At 58.1% G+C, this 19,405-nt stretch carries 15 protein-coding genes; 13 read left to right on the forward strand and 2 right to left on the reverse strand.

The annotated features are described in order from the left end of the window. Positions 1 to 22 precede the first annotated feature (22 nt). From WE862_RS15190 to WE862_RS15200, 3 genes are read left to right on the forward strand one after another with little or no spacing between them, the layout of a single operon-like run. Positions 23 to 1,945, forward strand: coding sequence for a PrkA family serine protein kinase (locus WE862_RS15190; protein WP_033113275.1), 1,923 nt, complete (start codon positions 23 to 25; stop codon positions 1,943 to 1,945). Between the two features lie 23 nt (positions 1,946 to 1,968). Next, a complete protein-coding gene (locus WE862_RS15195; protein ID WP_042030883.1) occupies positions 1,969 to 3,240 on the forward strand; it encodes a YeaH/YhbH family protein in 1,272 nt (423 codons plus the stop codon). 9 nt (positions 3,241 to 3,249) lie between these two features. After that, positions 3,250 to 4,770, forward strand: a complete 1,521-nt coding sequence (locus tag WE862_RS15200) for a SpoVR family protein (protein WP_042030882.1) — start codon at positions 3,250 to 3,252, stop codon at positions 4,768 to 4,770. Between the two features lie 166 nt (positions 4,771 to 4,936). Here the strand turns inward: WE862_RS15200 and fadJ are convergent, their stop codons facing one another. Continuing rightward, positions 4,937 to 7,060, reverse strand: a complete 2,124-nt coding sequence (fadJ, locus tag WE862_RS15205) for a fatty acid oxidation complex subunit alpha FadJ (protein WP_042030881.1) — start codon at positions 7,058 to 7,060, stop codon at positions 4,937 to 4,939. Next, positions 7,060 to 8,370 (reverse strand): acetyl-CoA C-acyltransferase FadI, encoded by a 1,311-nt coding sequence (gene fadI / locus WE862_RS15210; RefSeq protein ID WP_042030880.1) that lies wholly within the window; start codon positions 8,368 to 8,370, stop codon positions 7,060 to 7,062. Before fadI ends, fadJ begins: the two co-directional genes overlap by 1 nt. 183 nt (positions 8,371 to 8,553) lie before the next feature. Between fadI and WE862_RS15215 the strand changes: the two genes are divergently transcribed. The 10 genes from WE862_RS15215 (at position 8,554) to WE862_RS15260 (ending at position 19,404) form a co-directional block, all read left to right on the forward strand. Then, positions 8,554 to 9,504: an AAA family ATPase gene (locus WE862_RS15215; RefSeq protein ID WP_042030879.1), complete on the forward strand. Its 951-nt coding sequence runs from the start codon at positions 8,554 to 8,556 to the stop codon at positions 9,502 to 9,504. Further along, on the forward strand, positions 9,495 to 10,397 hold the full coding sequence (locus tag WE862_RS15220; RefSeq protein ID WP_042030878.1) for a DUF58 domain-containing protein: 903 nt from the start codon (positions 9,495 to 9,497) through the stop codon (positions 10,395 to 10,397). Before WE862_RS15215 ends, WE862_RS15220 begins: the two co-directional genes overlap by 10 nt. Continuing rightward, complete coding sequence (locus WE862_RS15225; RefSeq protein WP_042030877.1) at positions 10,382 to 10,924, forward strand: DUF4381 domain-containing protein; 543 nt, start codon at positions 10,382 to 10,384, stop codon at positions 10,922 to 10,924. The genes WE862_RS15220 and WE862_RS15225 overlap by 16 nt, the downstream gene beginning before the upstream one ends. Further along, complete coding sequence (locus tag WE862_RS15230; RefSeq protein WP_042030876.1) at positions 10,921 to 11,910, forward strand: VWA domain-containing protein; 990 nt, start codon at positions 10,921 to 10,923, stop codon at positions 11,908 to 11,910. Before WE862_RS15225 ends, WE862_RS15230 begins: the two co-directional genes overlap by 4 nt. After that, positions 11,901 to 13,364 (forward strand): VWA domain-containing protein, encoded by a 1,464-nt coding sequence (locus WE862_RS15235; RefSeq protein WP_042030875.1) that lies wholly within the window; start codon positions 11,901 to 11,903, stop codon positions 13,362 to 13,364. The genes WE862_RS15230 and WE862_RS15235 overlap by 10 nt, the downstream gene beginning before the upstream one ends. After that, a complete protein-coding gene (locus WE862_RS15240; RefSeq protein ID WP_042030874.1) occupies positions 13,358 to 14,851 on the forward strand; it encodes a BatD family protein in 1,494 nt (497 codons plus the stop codon). The genes WE862_RS15235 and WE862_RS15240 overlap by 7 nt, the downstream gene beginning before the upstream one ends. A 107-nt stretch (positions 14,852 to 14,958) precedes the next feature. Continuing rightward, positions 14,959 to 15,474, forward strand: a complete 516-nt coding sequence (locus WE862_RS15245; RefSeq protein WP_182927970.1) for a sigma-70 family RNA polymerase sigma factor — start codon at positions 14,959 to 14,961, stop codon at positions 15,472 to 15,474. Beyond that, complete coding sequence (locus WE862_RS15250; protein ID WP_042030872.1) at positions 15,467 to 16,225, forward strand: DUF3379 domain-containing protein; 759 nt, start codon at positions 15,467 to 15,469, stop codon at positions 16,223 to 16,225. Before WE862_RS15245 ends, WE862_RS15250 begins: the two co-directional genes overlap by 8 nt. 389 nt (positions 16,226 to 16,614) lie before the next feature. Continuing rightward, positions 16,615 to 17,901 (forward strand): outer membrane protein transport protein, encoded by a 1,287-nt coding sequence (locus WE862_RS15255; protein WP_042030871.1) that lies wholly within the window; start codon positions 16,615 to 16,617, stop codon positions 17,899 to 17,901. A 252-nt stretch (positions 17,902 to 18,153) separates the two neighbouring features. Then, positions 18,154 to 19,404, forward strand: a complete 1,251-nt coding sequence (locus WE862_RS15260; RefSeq protein ID WP_042030870.1) for an outer membrane protein transport protein — start codon at positions 18,154 to 18,156, stop codon at positions 19,402 to 19,404. Position 19,405 lies beyond the last annotated feature (1 nt).

Here is a 19,405-nt window from a genome sequence, read left to right on the forward strand (position 1 = left end):
CGACTATAACGAGGGCAAAGTTATGGGCATCTTCGAGCACTACCAACAGCGATACGAAAAGGCAAGGGAAGAGGAGTACACCATCCAGGAGTTTCTGGATATGTGCAAGCAGGACAAAGCCTGCTACGCCTCTGCGGCCGAACGTCTGCTGACCGCCATCGGTGAACCTGAGATGGTAGACACCTCTGCCAACCCCAGACTGAGCCGGCTTTTCTCCAACCGCGTCGTGGCACGCTATCCGGCATTCAAAGATTTCTACGGTATGGAAGAGGCGATCGAGCAGATTGTCTCCTACCTAAAACACTCCGCCCAGGGGCTGGAGGAGAAGAAACAGATCCTCTATCTGTTGGGCCCCGTTGGCGGCGGTAAATCCTCGCTGGCAGAAAAACTCAAATCCCTGATGCAGAAGGTGCCTATCTATCGCATCAAGGGCTCACCGGTCAACGATCACCCCTTCTGTCTGTTTGACATCGAAGAGGATGGCGAAATTCTGGAAAAAGAGTACGGCATTCCGCGCCGTTATCTGCGCCCCATCATGTCGCCCTGGGTTGCCAAACGCCTGCACGAGTTTGGCGGCGACATCACCAAGTTCAAGGTGGAGAAGGTCAACCCCTCCATCCTCGATCAGATTGCCATCGCCAAGACTGAACCCGGTGATGACAACAACCAGGATATCTCCTCTCTGGTCGGCAAGGTCGATATCCGCATGCTGGAGCACTTCGCCCAGGATGATGCCGATGCCTACTCCTACTCCGGTGCGCTGTGCAAGGCGAACCAGGGGGTGATGGAGTTTGTGGAGATGTTCAAAGCGCCCATCAAGGTGCTGCACCCGCTGCTTACTGCAACTCAGGAGGGGAACTACAACGGTACCGAAGGGCTCTCAGCCCTCCCCTTTGACGGCATCTTGCTGGCTCACTCCAACGAATCCGAGTGGCAGCAGTTCCGCAACAACAAGAACAACGAGGCCTTCCTCGACCGGGTCTACATCGTCAAGGTGCCTTACTGCCTGCGCGTGTCGGAAGAGGTGAAAATCTACGAGAAGCTGCTGGTTAACAGCGAGCTCACCGAGGCTAAATGCGCCCCGGGTACCCTCGAGTTGCTGGGCCAGTTCTCGGTGTTGTCACGGCTGAAAGAGCCCGAAAACTCCAGCATCTACTCCAAGATGCGGGTCTATGATGGCGAAAGCCTCAAAGACACCGATCCGAAGGCGAAGAGCTATCAGGAGTATCGCGACTACGCCGGTGTGGACGAGGGGATGAATGGTCTCTCTACCCGCTTTGCGTTCAAGATCCTCTCCCGCGTCTTCAACTTCGACCACGCGGAAGTGGCCGCCAACCCGGTGCACCTCTTCTATGTGCTGGAGCAGCAGATCGAGCGCGAGCAGTTCCCGCAAGAGCTGCACGATCGCTACCTTGAGTTCATCAAGGGCTATCTGACCCCGCGCTATGTGGAGTTCATCGGCAAGGAGATCCAGACCGCCTATCTCGAGTCCTACTCAGAGTACGGCCAGAACATCTTCGATCGCTACGTCACCTACGCCGACTTCTGGATCCAGGATCAGGAGTACCGTGACCCCGAAACCGGCCAGCTGTTTGACAGAGCGTCCCTCAACAGCGAGCTGGAGAAAATTGAAAAACCCGCCGGGATCAGCAACCCGAAAGATTTCCGTAACGAAATCGTCAACTTCGTGCTGCGTGCCCGGGCCAACAATGCAGGCCGTAACCCCAACTGGACCAGTTACGAGAAGCTGCGCACCGTGATCGAGAAGAAGATGTTCTCCAACACGGAAGAGCTGCTGCCGGTTATCTCCTTCAACAGCAAAACCTCGGCCGAGGAGCAGAAGAAGCACGATAACTTTGTCGAACGGATGATGGAGAAAGGCTACACCCGTAAACAGGTGCGACTGCTCTCCGAATGGTATCTCAGGGTACGCAAGTCATCCTGACCCTGACTGTTCAAGGGGGAGTTATGGCGCATTTTATCGACCGCAGGCTCAACGGCAAAAACAAAAGCGCTGTCAATCGGCAGCGCTTCATCCGCCGTTACAAGAAGCAGATAAAACAAGCGGTCTCTGATGCTGTCTCCAAGCGCAGCATTCAGGACGTAGACAAGGGCGAGAGTATCAGCATCCCGACCAAGGACATCGGCGAGCCCCATTTTCATCAGGGGCAAGGCGGTAAACGGGAGATGGTGCATCCCGGCAATGATCAATTCGTCTCCGGCGACAAGATTGACCGCCCCAAAGGAGGGGGCGGCGGACAGGGTTCCGGCGAGGGGCAGGCATCCAATCAGGGGGAAGGAGCGGACGATTTCGTGTTCCAAATCTCCAAGGATGAGTATCTCGATCTGCTGTTTGAAGATCTGGAGCTGCCCAGGCTGCAGAAAACCCAGCTCAATCAGCTGATGGAAGTCAAAACCTATCGGGCGGGCTACACCTCCAACGGGGTGCCCGCCAATATCAACGTGGTGCGCTCGCTGCAAAACTCGCTGGCACGGCGCATGGCGTTGCAAGCTGGCAAAAAGCGCCAGTTGCATGAACTGGAAGAGCGACTGGCACTGCTGGCCGCCGATCCCAACGAACACTTTGCCGAAATTGCCCAGCTCGAGAAGGAGATCCGCGAGCTGAAACGGCGGATCGATGCGGTGCCATTTATCGACACCTTCGATCTCAAGTTCAACAATTTCGTCAAACGTCCCGTCCCTTCCAGTCAGGCGGTGATGTTCTGCCTGATGGACGTCTCGGGCTCCATGGATCAGGCCACCAAGGAGATGGCCAAGCGTTTCTATATCCTGCTCTATCTGTTTCTGAGCCGGACCTACAAGAACGTAGAGGTGGTCTACATCCGCCACCACACCCAGGCCAAGGAGGTGGACGAGCACGAGTTCTTCTACTCCCAGGAAACCGGCGGCACCATCGTCTCCAGTGCGCTCAAGATGATGAACGACATCATTAACGAACGCTATCCGGCAAACCAGTGGAATATCTATGCGGCGCAGGCGTCGGATGGTGACAACTGGGCAGATGACTCACCGCAGTGCCGTGAAATTCTGGCGCGGGACATCATGCCAAGGGTGCGCTACTACTCCTACATCGAAATCACCACCCGTGCCCACCAGACCCTGTGGCACGAATATGAATCAGTGGCCAGCCAGTTCCCCCACTTTGCGATGGAGCATATTCGCAAGGTCGAGGATATCTATCCGGTGTTCCGGGAGCTGTTCAAGAAGCAAGCGGCGTGAGGAGGTCACATGATCGAAACTGAAAAACGTGTTGCGCCACTGGACGATGGGCCTGACTGGAACTTCGATCTGCTGGAGACCTATCACCAAGAGATCGCCCGGGTCGCCCGTTTCTACAAGCTGGATACCTACCCCAACCAGATCGAGGTGATCACCGCCGAGCAGATGATGGATGCCTACTCCAGCGTCGGCATGCCCATCGGCTATCAGCACTGGTCATTCGGCAAGCGCTTTATCCATACCGAACGCAACTACAAGCGTGGCCAGATGGGGCTGGCCTACGAGATCGTCATCAACTCGGATCCCTGCATCGCCTACCTGATGGAGGAGAACACCATGCCGATGCAGGCACTGGTGATGGCCCACGCCTGCTACGGCCACAACTCCTTCTTCAAGAACAACTATCTGTTCAAAGCATGGACAGATGCCTCCTCCATCATCGACTACCTGCTGTTCGCCAAGAACTACATCACCCAGTGTGAAGAGAAGCATGGTATCGAAGCGGTGGAGCAGTTGCTCGACTCCTGCCATGCCCTGATGAACTTCGGGGTCGATCGCTACAAGCGTCCCCAGAAGATCTCGATGGCAGAGGAGAAACGGCGTCAGAAGGCGCGGGAAGATTATCTGCAAACCCAGGTCAACGAGCTGTGGCGCACCCTGCCCAAGCAACATAAAGCAGCCGGTATCGAGGACAGGCGCTACCCCGCCGAACCTCAGGAGAACATTCTCTACTTCATCGAGAAGAATGCCCCCTTGCTGGAGCCCTGGCAGCGCGAGATAGTGCGCATCGTGCGCAAGATCAGCCAGTACTTCTATCCGCAAAAGCAGACTCAGGTAATGAATGAGGGGTGGGCCACCTTCTGGCACTACACCATCCTCAATCACCTCTATGACGAGGGCAAGCTGAGCGATCGCTTCATGATGGAGGTGCTGCACAGCCACACCAATGTGGTCTATCAACCGGCTTACAACAGTCGCTACTACTCGGGGATCAACCCCTATGCGCTTGGATTTGCCATGTTTACCGACCTGCGCCGCATCTGCGAGAACCCGACCGAGGAGGACAGATACTGGTTCCCCGATTACGCTGGCAGCAACTGGGTGGAGACGCTGCATTTTGCCATGCAGAACTTCAAGGACGAGAGCTTTATCAGCCAGTTCCTGAGTCCGAAGGTGATGCGCGACATGAAGCTGTTCGCCATTGATGACGATGATCTGAAGAACTATCTGAAGGTCTCCGCCATTCACAATGACGAAGGCTATCGTCAAGTGCGCAATACTTTGTCGGCCCAGTACAACCTCAGCAATCTGGAGCCCAATATTCAGGTCTACAACGTGGCAGTAAAAGGGGATCGTTCCCTTACCCTGCGCTATGTTCCCCACAACCGCATCCCCCTTGGCGACTCACGCCATGAGGTGCTCAAACACCTGCATCAGCTGTGGGGATTCGACGTGGTGCTGGAACAGGATAACGGCGATCTGCCTGCAGATATCATCGGCCGCTGCCCGGAGCGTAAGCCGGGTATCTGAACCATGCTACCTCGCAAATGGCCCACTTCGGTGGGCCATTTTTTCGGCCTTCGCCTCTGCCTGCATCATCGCAGCACCACCTGAATAACCCGAACAAACCACAACATAGAAAGAGGCCCGCATGGTGTGCGGGCCTCTCTGGCTTGCGATCAATCTGCAGTGGTGATCAGTAGAAGGTTTGCTGCTCCGCGGCCATCGCCTTGAGACGGGCACAAGGGGCGAACCGATCACCATGGCGCTTCTGGTAATACTCCAGACGGCCAACCAGATGGTCGATACCGAGCTTGTCCATATAGAGGAACGGGCCACCGAGGAAGGGCGGGAAACCGATACCGAAGATGGCACCGATATCGCCATCACGGGCCGATGCCACCACGCCACTGTCAAGGGTCATGGCCGCTTCATTGAGCATCAGCAGCACACAACGCTCGGCAATCTCCTGTTTGGCAAGTTTGGCCACCGGCTTGATCCCCAGCACATCGTAGACGCTCTCATCCACCGTCTTCTTACCTTTGGCTGCCTTGCCATAGAGGTAGAAGCCCTTGCCGTTCTTGCGCCCCTTGCGATCGTTTTGCAGCAGCTTGTCGAACGCCTTGGGTGCCAGGAACTGCTCGCCACCCAGCTCTTTTTCGAGGATGGGGGAGATCTTGGCCCCCACATCGATGCCCACTTCGTCGAGCAATGTGATGGGGCCAACCGGGAAACCGAAGTCGAGCAACGCGCTATCCAGCACCTCTACCGGCTCCCCTTCCAGCACCAGACGTGCTGCTTCGTTCATGTAGGGAGCGAGGATACGGTTGACGTAGAAACCGGCTTCGTCCTTCACCACGATAGGCGTTTTGCCCTGTGCGCGGGCGAAGGCCAGAGTGGTGGCCACGGTCTCGGCACTGGTGCCGGCGTGGGGGATGATCTCCGCCAGCGGCATCTTGTCGACCGGACTGAAGTAGTGCAAACCGATAACCCGCTCGGGGTGGCTCGCCACAGAAGCTATCTGGTTGATGGGCAGTGACGAGGTATTGGAGGCAAACACTGTGTGTTCACCACACTCACGCTCCACATCCTTCACCATCTGGTGTTTGAGATTGAGATCTTCAAACACCGCCTCCACCACCATGTCGACCCGGTGGAAACCGGAATAGTCGAGAGTACCGGTCAGCAAGCTCATCTGCTTCTCAAGCTCACTGCGCAGGATATGACGGCGCTTGAGTTTCTTCGCCAGGATGTCGTAGCTGTAGCGCATGGCATTGCCGATCCCGGCGCTTGCCACATCCTTGATCCGGACCGGTACGCCCGCCTTGGTGGCGGTGACGAATGCGATGCCCCCCCCCATCAGACCACCACCCAGCACGGCCGCGTGACCCACCTTACGAGGCTCGGCCCCCTGATAGGTGACCTCTTTCTTCATTTCCGTGGTGGCAAAGAAGATAGAACGCAGGGCAGCAGACTCGGCCGTCATCACCAGCTCGCCGAAGTGGCGGGACTCGGCGGCGAGGCCAGCCTGCATCCCCTCCTCCACACCGATGCGCACCACATCCAGGATCCGCTCCGGCGCAGGGTAGTTACCACGCGTCTTGCTCATCACCCCTTTACGTGCCTGATCGAACAGCACCTTGCGGCCAAGCTTGTTGGTCTCCAGCAGCTTGCCCTGCAGATCCCGCTTCAACTCGTGGCGGGGCTTGCCCTTCTTGGCCAACTTGATGGCGGCATCCAGCAGGATCGAAGGCGGTACCACATCGTCCACCAGCCCCAATTTTTTGGCCTGTTTGGCCCGCACCTGCTTACCAGTCAGCATCAAATTGAGCGCCTTGGCCACCCCGATGAGGCGCGGCAGGCGCTGGGTACCACCGGAGCCCGGCAGCAAGCCAAGTTGCACCTCGGGCAGACCCAGCACGGTTTTACCGTGATCGGTCACCACCCGACCATGACAGGCCAGCGCCAGCTCCAGCCCGCCGCCGAGGCAAGGACCGTGAATAGCGGCGATCACCGGAATGGTCAATGACTCGATCTCAGCAAAGATAACCTGCCCTTCCCGCGACAGGGTCTCGGCATCCTTGGCACTGGTGCAGGCGGCCAGCATGGTGATGTCGGCTCCGGCGATGAAGGAATCCTTCTTGCCGGAGGCGATCACCAGACCGATCAAATCCTTGTTGCGTTTAACCTCGGCCAGCACGGTGCGGATCTCCTCCACAAAGGCGGCTTTCAGGGTATTCATGCTCTCGCCCGGCACATCCATGGTGAGAATACCAATGCCATCATGGCGAACATCCAGGGAAAAAGTCTTAGCGCTCATTATTCAACCTCCAACACCATAGCCACGCCCAATCCACCCGCCGCACAGGCAGTGTTGAGTCCCAATCCCCCACCACGGCGACGCAGCTCATGCAGGGTCTGGGTGATCATCCGCGCACCGGTCGCGGCAAAGGGGTGGCCATAGGCCAGCGAACCACCGAGGACGTTGAACTTCTCCATGTCCACCTCGCCGATGGCCTGATCGCGGCCCAGCTTGTCACGGGCAAACTCGTGGCTTGCAAACATCTTGAGGTTGGCCAGGGTCTGGGCGGCAAAGGCTTCGTGCATGTCGATCAAGGTGAGATTGCTGAGCGTGATGCCGGCTCTGTCCAGCGCCAGCGGCGTGGCATAGGAGGGGCCCATCAGCATGTCCTGCCACACATCGATGGCCGAGAAAGCGAAGCTACGGATATAGCCAAGCGGCTCGAGACCCAGCTCTTTGGCTCGCCCTTCCCGCATCAGCAGCACGGCAGCGGCGCCGTCGGTAAGCGGGGTGGCATTGGCGGCAGTTACTGTGCCATGAATCCGATCAAAGACCGGCTTGAGCTTGGCGTAGCTCGCCAAGTCCGAGCTTTCACGGATATTGTTGTCCCGCTCGAGCGGCGACTTGTAGGGCGGTACATGGGCAGTAAACACCTCGCCGCTGAGCTTGCCCTCGGCCCATGCTTGCGCAGCCAGGGTATGGGAGCGGTGTGCCAGCGCATCTTGCGCTTCACGGCTGATCTGGTGGCTCTTGGCCATCTGCTCGGCGGTCTGCCCCATGGAGAGGCCGGTGGAATATTCCGCCACAGCGGGCGGCACCGGCAGCAGATCCTTGACCCGCAACTGGCGCAAAATATTGAAGCGCTGCTGCAGATTGCGCGCCTTGTTGAGATCCACCAGAGCGCGTGCCAGCTTCTTGCTCACCCCGATGGGCAGCACGGATGAGGAGTCAGCACCACCGGCAATGGCGATATCCACCGTACCGGCCATGATGGATTCGGTGACGTTGGCCACCGCCTGAAAACTGGTGGCACAGGCACGAGAGACGCTATAGGCATCAGTGTTGACGCTCATGCCGGTGCCAAGCACGATTTCACGGGCAATGTTGGGGGCTTCCGGCATCTGAACCACCTGGCCAAACACCAGCTGGTCGATAAGCTTGGGGTCGAGATCGGTGCGGGCGAGCATCTCGCTCACCACCAGCTTGCCGAGATCCACCGCAGGGACGCCATGATAGGCGGTCGCCTGCTTGGCGAATGGGGTGCGCAGCCCCGCCACGACGGCAATCCGTTCGCCCTGGCGAGTCGTCAGTTTCAATGGCTGTTTCATCCTGGCTCCTTGGGTTTATAAGGGAGAGGTCTGACCTCATTGCGCCACATCTTAACAATCCAATCACAAGTTTCATACAGCTGATTGAAACTAAATTCAGCAAGGCTGGCGCCCTTCACTCGCCCTTGTGGCTCAACTGGAGTATAAAAAGATCAACTTCCATAAAAACAACGGGTTTATCGCATGGCAGCGGCGGAGTTCAAACAACTGAGAGACTATCTTGCCAGTCAAATTTTGGGACAGGATGAGCTCATCGAAGGGCTGTTGATCGCCCTGTTATGTGAAGGACATGTATTAATCGAAGGCGCTCCCGGCCTTGCCAAAACCCGTGCAGTCAAGGCGCTTGCTGGCGCTGTCGAGGGGCGTTTCGCTCGCATCCAGTTCACCCCTGATCTGCTGCCGGCAGATCTGACCGGCAGCGAGGTGTTTCACCCGCAGGATGCCAGTTTTGTATTCCAGCCCGGCCCCCTGTTCAATCATCTGATACTGGCGGACGAGATCAACCGGGCGCCGGCCAAGGTGCAATCTGCGCTGCTGGAGGCGATGGCAGAACACCAAATTACCGTGGGCAAAAAGAGCTGGCGCCTGCCGCCGCTCTTTATGGTGGCCGCCACCCAGAACCCCATCGAGCAGGAGGGAACCTATCCCCTGCCGGAAGCACAGCTCGACCGTTTCTTGCTCAAGCTGATAGTCGATTATCCGAGCCCGGCCATGGAGCTCGCCATCTTGCAGCTCAATGCCGGTGGCGAACAGCTTGGCGCAGCGCCAGTGACCCTGAGCCAGGCCGCCTTGCAAGGTGCTCGCGGCGAAGTGCTGGCGGTCAACATGCAGAGCAGGCTTGAACACTATCTGGTGGAGCTGGTCTGCGCAACTCGCCCCGGTAGCGGCCTCTGCCCTGCCCTTGAACCACTGCTCGCGGTGGGGGCAAGCCCGAGAGCCACGCTGGCACTGGCCCGTACAGCCCGTGCTCGCGCCTGGCTGGCGGGACGGGATTTCGTGCTGCCGGAAGATATCCAGCTGCAAACCTATCCGGTGCTGCGTCACCGCCTTATCCCAAGCTATCAGGCCCTGGCGGACAATCTGGATAACGACACCCTGATCGCCCAGCTACTGGATCAGGTGCCATGCCCCTAGCGCCGGACCTCCATCCTGATATCGCCCTGTCGCTACCACAGTTGCTCAAGATCCGCTACTGGGCCAAGGCCAAGGCCCCCGCGCGCGCGGGCAGAAGCAGCATCGAGCGTGGCAAACCGGGACGCACTCCCGGGCTCACCTTTCGCGAGCTGCGCGCCTATCAGGCGGGTGACGAGGTTCGTCATATCGACTGGCGGGTGACGGCGCGCCTTGGGCGCCCTTACACCCGTCTCTATTGTGAAGAGCAGGATCAGGCGCACTGGCTGTTGCTCGATCTCTCCCCCGCCATGTATTTCGGCTCCACCATGCAGCTCAAGGCTCGCCTTGGCTGCGAGCTGGCGGCCGCCCTTATCTGGCGACATGAGAAACAGCACAACACCCTGATTTGCCATGGGATAGCCCCCCATCGCCAGAGCCAGCGGGGCAACGTGCTGCCGCTGCTCGAATCCCTTTGCCATCACTACCGGCAGGGGCTGGCCCGCCAGCCACTTTCCCAGACACTGGCCGATACTCTCGGACAAACGGCACTCCCCCATGGCGCCAGATTGACCGTCATTACCGATCACCGCCCCTGTGAATCAGCGCTCTGCCAACGGCTGCAACAACTTTCGCTGCGTCACGATATTCACTACTGGCAGGTCCGTGATCCGCTGGAAGCCACGCTGCCGCCAAGCGGTTTGCTGCCGGTGGCCATCAACCGGGCTTCAGCCCCCTATCAGGGTTGGCTCGATGGTCAGCACAGTGGATTCTCCCATCGCTACCAGCAGGCGGCCGAGCAGCAACTGCAACTGGGCAGGCAACAGCTGCTGCCGCTGGTACAGCGGCTCTATCTGCTCGATAACGGTCGGACACTGCAACAACAGTGGCAGGAGGGGTTATGTCATCAGGGATAGCGCCACTCCTGACCAGCAGTCCTGCATCAGAGGCCATTACCGCCCCCCTGAACGCCCTGCTGAAAGACAAGATCCGGGACATTCATCCAGGCCCCGAGGTTGGCGAGCAACTCCTCGATCCCCGCTTGCAGGCCCTGCTATGGCTCTTGATCCTCGTTTTGCTACTGGTGCTGATCATCAGATTGGCAATGCGAGTACAACAATACAGGCGCTGGTGCAGGCAGCTGGAAGGCGATCCACAACTGCTGGTCAACCGCATCCAGGATAACCTGCGCCAGGAGGCGCTGCATCGCTGGCCCGAGTCTCGCCTGCTGCAGGGAGAGGAGTGGCTCGCGTTTCTGGATCGTCAGGGCAGTACCCGCTTCAGCCAGTTTGCCCACAACTGGAGCAGCTGGCTCTATGGCAATCAGGCACCCGACCACGAACAGAGCGAGCAGCTCAAACAAAACTATTACCGCTGGGGACGCACCTATTTTCTGTACAAGCCACGGCAGGCGAGCAAGAGCCGAACAAGGGGAAACCGATGACCCTTGCCTGGCCCTGGTTTGCTCTCGCGCTGGTACTACCATTGCTGGTGCGCTTCGGCCTGCCGCCCCTGCGCCACGGTTATCTTGCCCACCCCGGCTTTCCCCTGCTGCGCGCCCATGCAGGTATGTCTTTGTGGCGAGCAGGGCTTATCTGGTGCGCCCTGATTGCGGCGCTCTGCCGTCCCCAGTGGTGGGAAGAGCCGGTGGTGCGCTATCAGGGGAGCCGTGATCTGCTGCTGGCGGTCGATCTCTCCGATAGCATGCGCACCCAGGATATGCTCGATAGCGGCGAGCAGCTGGCGCGCCTGACTGCGGTTCGCCAGCAAATCAAGAGATTGATCGCCCAGCGCGCCGGCGATCGGATCGCGCTGGTCGTCTTTGCCGATCACGCCTACCTGCTCTCTCCCCTGACCCAGGAGATACCTGCGCTGCTGACATTGAGCGACGAGCTCGACTTTGATCTGGTTGGCCGCACCACCGCCCTTGGTGAAGCGATCCTGCTGGTACGCCAGCATGCCGAGCGGGGTCGCCCGACGGCGCTGCTGCTGGTAACCGATGGGCGCAATACCGCAGGCAGTGCCGATCCGGAGCAAGAGGCCAAACTCGCCGCAGCGCAGGGGATACGTATCTACACCCTGGGGGTCGGAGCCGATCCCGATACCTTTGTGCAGCCTTTCAATGACGCTGGCGCAGATCAGAGCGATCCCAGCAGCGAGCTTGATGAGCCCCTGCTCAAGCAGCTGGCCCAGATTGGCAATGGGCGCTATTTTCGCGCCCGCAGCCAGAACGATCTGGAGGCGATCAACGAGGCCATCAACCAGCTGGAACCGACCGCCCATCCCGTCGCCCACTATCAACCGGTGACAGAGCTTTATCCCTGGCCGCTGGCGCTGGCCTGTGCGCTGTTACTGCTGCCCGCAGGCCATGGTGGGGTAGATAACCGATTTACCCGCGCCCTGCTGCTGAGAGTGAGACGATGGATCTGATCCTGCTCAGACCGCTCTGGCTACTGGCGCTCATTCCCTGGCTCTTGCTGGGATGGCGGCGGCGTCGCCATCCCCCCATGCTGGCTCCGGCCATGCGCGCCTACCTGTTGCCAGAAGCTAAACCGGCTCGTCCCTGGCTCTGGCTGGCGACGCTGCCGGTCATTCTGGCCCTCAGCGGCCCCGCCCTGCGCAGTGAGTGGCAAGCGCAACCGGCCGCGCCACTCGATATCTGGCTCCTGGATCTCTCCCGCTCGATGCAGGCCACCGACCTAAAACCGGATCGTGCTACCCGGGTCAGACTGCAACTTCAGCAACTGCTTGGCACTGCCAACAACGCCCGGATTGCACTCGTTCTCTACGCTGGCGACGCCTATCTCGCCATGCCCCCCACCCGGGATCATCAAGCCATCGCCCTGCTGCTGCCCGACCTGCGCCCCGACATCATGCCGTTGCAAGGCAGTAACCCCGCGCGGGCCATCGCCCTTGCCATGAAACAGATCGCCCCCGGTGAGCAGGCACGTCTGCTGCTCATCACCGACGGCCTGAGTAACAAACAGATGGATGAGATTGCCGCGCAGTGGCCCTGTCAGGAGAGCCTTTTCTGTCACAACAGCAATAGCCCGCGACTCGATATTCTCCTTGCCAGCAGTGCAGAACCTGCGGTCATGCCACCCATTCCGGCCAATGAACTGGGTTTTGCCACGCGCCCCCCAGCCCAGCTGGCCGCACCACAGAGCGAAGCCATGGCAACCCTGGCGCGCAAGCTGGGTGGCGAACTGCAGTGGCTGGGTAGCGAGCCTCCCCGTTTTGCCCCGCTGCCGACCACTACCGTGGCGCTCGCCCCGGCGCCGCGCGATCTCGGCCCCTGGCTGTTGTTGCCGCTACTGCCCCTGGCGCTGCTTGCCCGGGTGGGAACCCAACTGCTCATTGCAATAACCATCGGCTGGTCACTGCTGGCGCCTGCCCCGACGCAAGCCTCCCCCCTCCCACCATCACCAGACGAGCAGGCCATGCAAGCCTATCTGAAGGGAGAGTACCGGCTGGCAGCCAGCACATTCGGCAACCCGGTATGGCGCGGCAACGCCTGGTATCGCGCTGGCGATTATCGGCAAGCCGTCGCGGCCTACGAGCAGGAAACAAGCGCGACCGCCCACTACAACCGGGGCAATGCGCTGATCCAATTGGGGGAACTGGCCGCAGCCAAAGAGGCCTATCTGGCCGCACTGGCCCTTGAACCACGCCATGAGGATGCCCTCTATAACCTCTCGCTACTGCAAGGCGGTGAGTCGGCAGCCCCTGCAGAAGCAACGCCCAGCAGCGCATCCAGCAAACCAGAAAAGACACAGGTCGATGTGGTACCACTGCCCCCTGCGCCGCCAGTGCTGTTGCTGGAACAGCGGCTGCGCAAAGAGGCGCTGCGCCGTGAGCTCATCAAGGTAGAAGAGCCATGGTGAAGCAGCACATGCTCTGCTGGCTACTGCTTGTGATGTTGAGCCTCCCCGGCTGGGCACAACCACGGGCCGAATTGCTGCCTGGTGCCACCCCGGCAGACTGGTTGCTGGTGATCGAGGCGGATGGCGTGCGTCAGGGCAACGAGCTCGAGATCACACCGCTGCTGCGCCAGTTCGCTGTGGGCAGAGTCACCATGAGTCGGGTATCCACCCCGGTGCAGCAGTTGACCCGCTGGCAGATCCCGCTGCACCTGACCAGGCAGCCAGATGATCCTGCCGGCATGGTGATAGCTCCGCTCAAGCTTGGCAACGAGTGGACACCCGAGCTGACACTCAAGGCCCCAGCACCACAACCGACTCTGCCTTTACCCCCAGCCGTACTGGAGATGGAAGCCCAACTTGATCATCAGGGCCCCCTCTATCCCGGCCAGCCGGTGATCTATCGGCTCACACTCTGGCTCCCCACCACCATGCAGCAACCCGGGCTCAGTGAACTCAACTCGCCCCATTTCATCATTCGCCGCCTTGGTAGCGATGAGTGGCTTCCCCCAGTGCAGAGCGGGCTGCCTGGCAGACTGACCCGCAGCTGGCTGATCCAGGCCAAGGCACCGGGCCTCTGGCTTATCGACTCCCCGCGGCTACAGGGACAATTGCCCCAAAACGGAGGCCAGCTGCAGCGCCTTGCCGCCCGAGCAGCCCCCCTTCAGGTACGTGTTGATCAAGCTCCCGCAACGCCGGTAGCCAGTCGCTTGCTGCTGGCCCAGCGGATAGAGCCCTCGGCAGAGGGGCACGCGGGGGAGCCGCTGATCCGGGTCATTACCATCACGCTCGAAAATGGCGACAGCAGTCAGGTGCAGCTTGCCCCTCTTATGGCGCAGCAGCTCCCCGCCGGGCTGCAAGCGCACCCCGATGGCGAGCAGCAGCAGGAGCGTTATCGGGCGGGCAAACTGCTGTTTGAACGGGAGTGGCGCCAAACTCTGCTGGCCGGCGAGGCAGGAGAGTATCAGCTACCAGCGATCACCCTGCCCTGGTTCAATACCGCAAGCGGTCGTATAGAACAGGCGAAGCTGCCTGCCACTCGCCTCGTTTTCCAACCGGCCAGCCGGCAAGGTGTGGGCGAGTCACTGCCACTGGCCAACGAGAGCCTCTGGTGGGTATTGCTGGCGCTGCTGCTGCGAGACATAAGGCGCAACAGTCCGCGCTGGCTCGCCTTCTATCGTCTGCAACGAGCACTTGCCAGCCAGCAGAGCGAGCAAAGCCGCCTGGCCCTGCGCCATTGGGTCTCGCTTACCGGCCCATCCGTTTGGGCCAAACCGGCCAATACAGGGCAGTTGCAAAGATGGCAAGCCGAGCTGGATCGCGCCTGCTTTGCCCCCTCGGCACCGATCGTGCAATGGCACGCAATCTCCCGTGATCTCTGCCATGTTGAAACAGCGGGGATTTCTCAGCTGCTTGCCCTGATTGCTCACCGGTTCCCCTTACGGGGTTAACCCAGCCTCCACAACAGGAGACACTCCCATTGCTCTTTTTTAGAAAAAAGCGGGGTCAGCCTCATAAAAGTGGAAATGATCCGGCCACTTTGCCGGTCTATGACCCTATGGCTGACAAACAAACCAAATTCGAAGCGCTGGTTCATGCGCTGCACAAGGATATCTATCGCTACGCCTACTGGCTGGTGAGGGATCCTCACATCGCGGAAGATCTGGTGCAGGAGACTTTCCTGCGAGCCTGGAAGGGTATCGACGCCCTGCAGGACGATCAGGCAGCCAAAGGCTGGTTGATCACTATCTTGCGCCGGGAGAATGCCCGCCGTTTCGAGCGTAAACAGTTTGATCTGGTGGATCTGGACGACCATCCCCAACCCCAGCCCGATGCGCTACACAGCGAAGAGGAGATGGAGAACGAGTGGTTGCATCGTCACATTGCCCGCCTGCCCGAAGAGTATCGGGAGCCCCTGATGCTGCAGGTGCTGGGCGGATTTAGCGGTGAGGACATTGCCGAACTGCTCGGGCTCAACAAAAACACTGTGATGACAAGACTGTTTCGCGCCCGCAACCAGCTGAAAGAGGCGATGGCGCAGAAGAAATTATCAAGAGGAGATGGACATGGATGAACTCGAATTTCGCCGTCGTGCCATGATCCAGCCCGGCGATCAGCAACCCGACTTCCTCGAGGCTGCCCGTGCCAATCCTGCCAACCTGCGCTATCTCGACGAGATGAAAACTCTCGAGCAACAGATTGCGCGCACCATGAGTATCGAGCCGCCGTCGGGGCTGGCAGAGCGGATCCTGCTCAAACAAGCTCTGCAACAGAGCGAAGAGAAACAGGAGAACACACGGCATGTAGCCAGCAGCACGGTGCCGAAATCCCATTGGCGGGCCGTGGCCATGGCTGCATCCGTCACTTTTCTACTTGGAGTGAGTACCCGCTGGATAAGTTGGCCTGCCAGCTCCGATCAAACACTCTCCCTCGCTCAGGTGGCGATGGCCCATGTCTATGGTGAGGAGCCGTTTATCGAAGGTATCGATGAGCGGGTCAATTTGCAGAGCATCAACGCCAAGATGGAGAAATATGGCGCGACCCTGAGTGGCATGGATGGTCTCAGGGTGACCTATGTCAACCACTGCGCCTTCTATCAGGGGCCGGCATTGCATATGGTGATCCAGGGCAAGATGGGGCCCGTTACCCTCTTTCTGGTTCCCAAGCATGTTCCTCTCTCTCTGCAGCCCAGTTTTGCAGATGGCACCCTCAAAGGAGAGATCGTCCAGTTTAAAGGAGGAAATATGGTACTGATTGGCCAGATGAAGGAGCCGCTTGCCCCCGTCGCTACGGCCCTGCAATCCCGACTTCACTGGAACATTTAACGAACCGATTCCATCGGTAAAAACAGGCAGTGACACCGGCCAGCTGCCTGTTTCCCCTCTCTTTCCCGACCCATTACCTGCTTTTTGTCGCAAAATTGCGAAAAACAGCAAAATTATTTTTGTGAGCAGGATCAACCGTTTCGCCTAAAAAACACCCTGTCCTGCCCCGTAAATGATGAATTAAACATCAAGTTAAAACAAATGATTAACAGATCGATCACTTTTATGTATTCTGCTGTCACTGGTCTGATTTCTTACCTCCTACCAGATACATAGAATCACGCCAGAATTGATTCGGAAGAAGCTGAAATAAAAACGGATTTTGTCGAGGTTTGCATTGAACATGCCGCCAATATCGACAAAAAAATCTGCCTACAAGAGAGACCACCATGACGACAACTATGTTTAAGAAGAGCCTGATTGCCGCCACCATTGCGCTGGCCACCGGTCAAGTCCATGCAGCGGCATTCCAGTTGAACGAGCACTCAGCCTCCGGTCTGGGTCGCGCCTATGCTGGTGAAGCAGCCATTGCCGACAACGCCTCCGTTCTGGCCCGTAACCCGGCCGCCATGACCAGCTTCGACAAGATGGCAGTTTCTGTCTCCGGCACCTACATCAAACCGGATGTGGATGTGGATGGTGCTGTTTACGCTGGCGCGAACAAAATGGCTCCAGCCAGCGAAAGTGGCATTGCTCCGGCAGCCTTCGTTCCCGCCTCCTACTTTATTCAGCCACTGAATGACCAGTGGGCTTGGGGTATTGGCATCTTCTCCAACTACGGTCTCTCCACCGAATACTCCAAAACCTTCCCGGCTGGTGCCGGTGCAGGTGATACCGAGTTGATGACCTTCAATATCAACCCGAACATTGCCTATCGTGTCAACGAACACTTCAGTGTCGGTGCCGGTATCAACGCCGTTTACGGTGCCGCCGAACTCAACCGCTATGCCGGTCTGCTGGGCCCGCTGAACCCACCTAGCCAAGGTGGCCCGCTGCCGAAAGATACTCGTCTGGCTCACCTGAAAGGCGACACCTGGGGCTTTGGCTGGAACGTTGGTACCCTGTATGAAGTCAATGAAAACCATCGCTTTGCACTGACCTACCGTTCACAAGTCGATATGAGCTTTGACGGTGATTTCCAAGGCGCAAGCTCACTGAATCGCACCGTGGATGGCAACCTGAAACTGGATCTGCCTGCACAAGCCGAGTTCGCCGGTTACCATCGCCTGAGCCCTCAGTTTGCTGTTCATTACTCTGTAAACTGGACTGACTGGAGCGCCTTCCAGGAGCTGAAAGCAACCAGCAGCCAATGTGCTGGCGGCGTATGTCTGCAAAAAGATGAGAAGTTCAAAGATTCTACTCGCTACTCCATCGGCGGTACCTGGTATATCAACCCGGCATGGGAAGCTCGCATGGGCTTCGCCTATGACAACACCCCGATCGAAGCTGACTACCGCAGCCTGAGCATTCCCGACTCAGACCGTATCTGGTACAGCGCCGGTGCCACCTACCATATCAGCACCGATATGAGCGTTGACTTTGGTATGGCTTATCTGGACGGTAAAGAAGTTGACGTCAACGAAGGTCTGCGTAGCCACTCCGACAGCCTGCGTTGGAAAGGTACTTCCCACGGCAACGCCTTCTTGGCTTCTGCCCAGTTCAACATGAAGTTCTGATTATTGATAGAATTGAAAGAGCGCCGTCAGGCGCTCTTTTTTTATGCAAGATCTCGCTTTCAGCGCACACATGTAGCACACACCTGTTTATTTTTCTTTTTTAATCAATCTATTAGAGCTAGTTTCATCAGCATTTAATCCCGTTTTTCCCTGATGTACTCCCTCACCGTTGCCTTGCTGGTCGTACCATATAAAATCCCGCCCTCAATGATATGGCCGACTGAACATTCGGTATTCACGCAAGGATAACTCATGCATTCAACCCTCAAACTATCCGCCCTTTCCCTGCTGGTGATTGCTGGTCACGCCCATGCAGCCGGTTTCCAGCTGGCTGAACAATCGGCAACCGGGCTTGGCCGAGCCTTTGCCGGAGAAGCGGCTATCGCAGACAATGCCAGCGTTCTATCCCGCAACGTGGCAGCCATGACCCGCTTCGACAAAATGGCATTTTCGGGCGGAGCAATTTACGTCAGCCCTGACGTCAATATCGAAGGAAAAACGACGGGCTTGCTGACCCATGCCGATGCGACGGCACGAGATATCGCGGCAGATGCCTGGGTTCCCAACGCCTATCTCATCATTCCACTCAATGAGCAGTGGCGCTTGGGCTTCTCGGCCACTTCCTATTACGGCCTAGGCGTCGAGATGCCGGACAACTACAGTGCTGGCCACTTTGGCAATGTCTCCGATATCAAGACCATGGATCTGGGTACGTCCATTGCCTATCGCATTAATGAAATCTGGTCTGTAGGCGCTGGTATTTCAGCCATTAAAGGTGAAGGGGAAGTCGGGGGAATATTCAAGGCAGGTCAGTATAAAATAGTTAAACACCTCGAAGGTGATGGATGGGCACTTGGTTGGAATTTGGGTCTACTTGTGACCCCGTCAGAAAATACACGGCTGGGACTTTCATACCGTCACGATACGACCCTACGGCTTGAAGGGGATGCCCAAGGGGCAAACGGTATAACACCCTATGAAGATACCGGTCACCTTGATCTCCCTTTGCCAGCATCCGCTGAACTAGCCGTAATTCACCAACTGACTAGCAAACTGGCACTACATAGTAGTGTCAACTGGACCAACTGGAGCAAATTTGTCCAACTTGAGGCCGCGTTAGATCATCAAGGCGCCATGCATATCAAGGATGAACACTGGGAAGATAGCTGGCGCTATGCGATTGGCATGACCTATCAGCTGACCCCCCAATGGCAACTGCGCTCCGGGGTCGCTTATGATGCAAGTCCAGTACCTGCAGATCGCCGTACCATCTCCATACCCGATGCTGACCGCCTCTGGTACAGCCTTGGCATGGGTTATCAGTTCACCCCCAACCTGACTGTGGATCTGGGCCTGACCCTGATCGACGGTAAAAAGGTCGATGTCACTGAAACAATGCAGCTACCTATCCCAGGAACAAACAAAGTAGCAACCTCTACATTCCAAGGCACTTCTGAAGGGGATGCCTGGCTGGCTGGCTTACAAATGAGCTATCTCTTCTAAA

This window comes from Aeromonas jandaei (genome assembly GCF_037890695.1).
In the GTDB taxonomy this organism is placed as follows: domain Bacteria; phylum Pseudomonadota; class Gammaproteobacteria; order Enterobacterales; family Aeromonadaceae; genus Aeromonas; species Aeromonas jandaei.

Excerpts from the sequence above, each read along its gene's own strand:
- WE862_RS15245 (WP_182927970.1), top strand. The coding sequence starts at position 14,959 with ATGGCTGACAAACAAACCAAATTCGAAGCGCTGGTTCATGCGCTGCAC.
- WE862_RS15250 (WP_042030872.1), top strand. The coding sequence starts at position 15,467 with ATGGATGAACTCGAATTTCGCCGTCGTGCCATGATCCAGCCCGGCGAT.
- WE862_RS15200 (WP_042030882.1), top strand. The coding sequence starts at position 3,250 with ATGATCGAAACTGAAAAACGTGTTGCGCCACTGGACGATGGGCCTGAC.
- WE862_RS15235 (WP_042030875.1), top strand. The coding sequence starts at position 11,901 with ATGGATCTGATCCTGCTCAGACCGCTCTGGCTACTGGCGCTCATTCCC.
- WE862_RS15190 (WP_033113275.1), top strand. The coding sequence starts at position 23 with ATGGGCATCTTCGAGCACTACCAACAGCGATACGAAAAGGCAAGGGAA.
- WE862_RS15240 (WP_042030874.1), top strand. The coding sequence starts at position 13,358 with ATGGTGAAGCAGCACATGCTCTGCTGGCTACTGCTTGTGATGTTGAGC.
- WE862_RS15195 (WP_042030883.1), top strand. The coding sequence starts at position 1,969 with ATGGCGCATTTTATCGACCGCAGGCTCAACGGCAAAAACAAAAGCGCT.
- WE862_RS15255 (WP_042030871.1), top strand. The coding sequence starts at position 16,615 with ATGACGACAACTATGTTTAAGAAGAGCCTGATTGCCGCCACCATTGCG.
- WE862_RS15215 (WP_042030879.1), top strand. The coding sequence starts at position 8,554 with ATGGCAGCGGCGGAGTTCAAACAACTGAGAGACTATCTTGCCAGTCAA.
- fadJ (WP_042030881.1), bottom strand. The coding sequence starts at position 7,060 with ATGAGCGCTAAGACTTTTTCCCTGGATGTTCGCCATGATGGCATTGGT.
- fadI (WP_042030880.1), bottom strand. The coding sequence starts at position 8,370 with ATGAAACAGCCATTGAAACTGACGACTCGCCAGGGCGAACGGATTGCC.
- WE862_RS15230 (WP_042030876.1), top strand. The coding sequence starts at position 10,921 with ATGACCCTTGCCTGGCCCTGGTTTGCTCTCGCGCTGGTACTACCATTG.
- WE862_RS15225 (WP_042030877.1), top strand. The coding sequence starts at position 10,382 with ATGTCATCAGGGATAGCGCCACTCCTGACCAGCAGTCCTGCATCAGAG.
- WE862_RS15260 (WP_042030870.1), top strand. The coding sequence starts at position 18,154 with ATGCATTCAACCCTCAAACTATCCGCCCTTTCCCTGCTGGTGATTGCT.
- WE862_RS15220 (WP_042030878.1), top strand. The coding sequence starts at position 9,495 with ATGCCCCTAGCGCCGGACCTCCATCCTGATATCGCCCTGTCGCTACCA.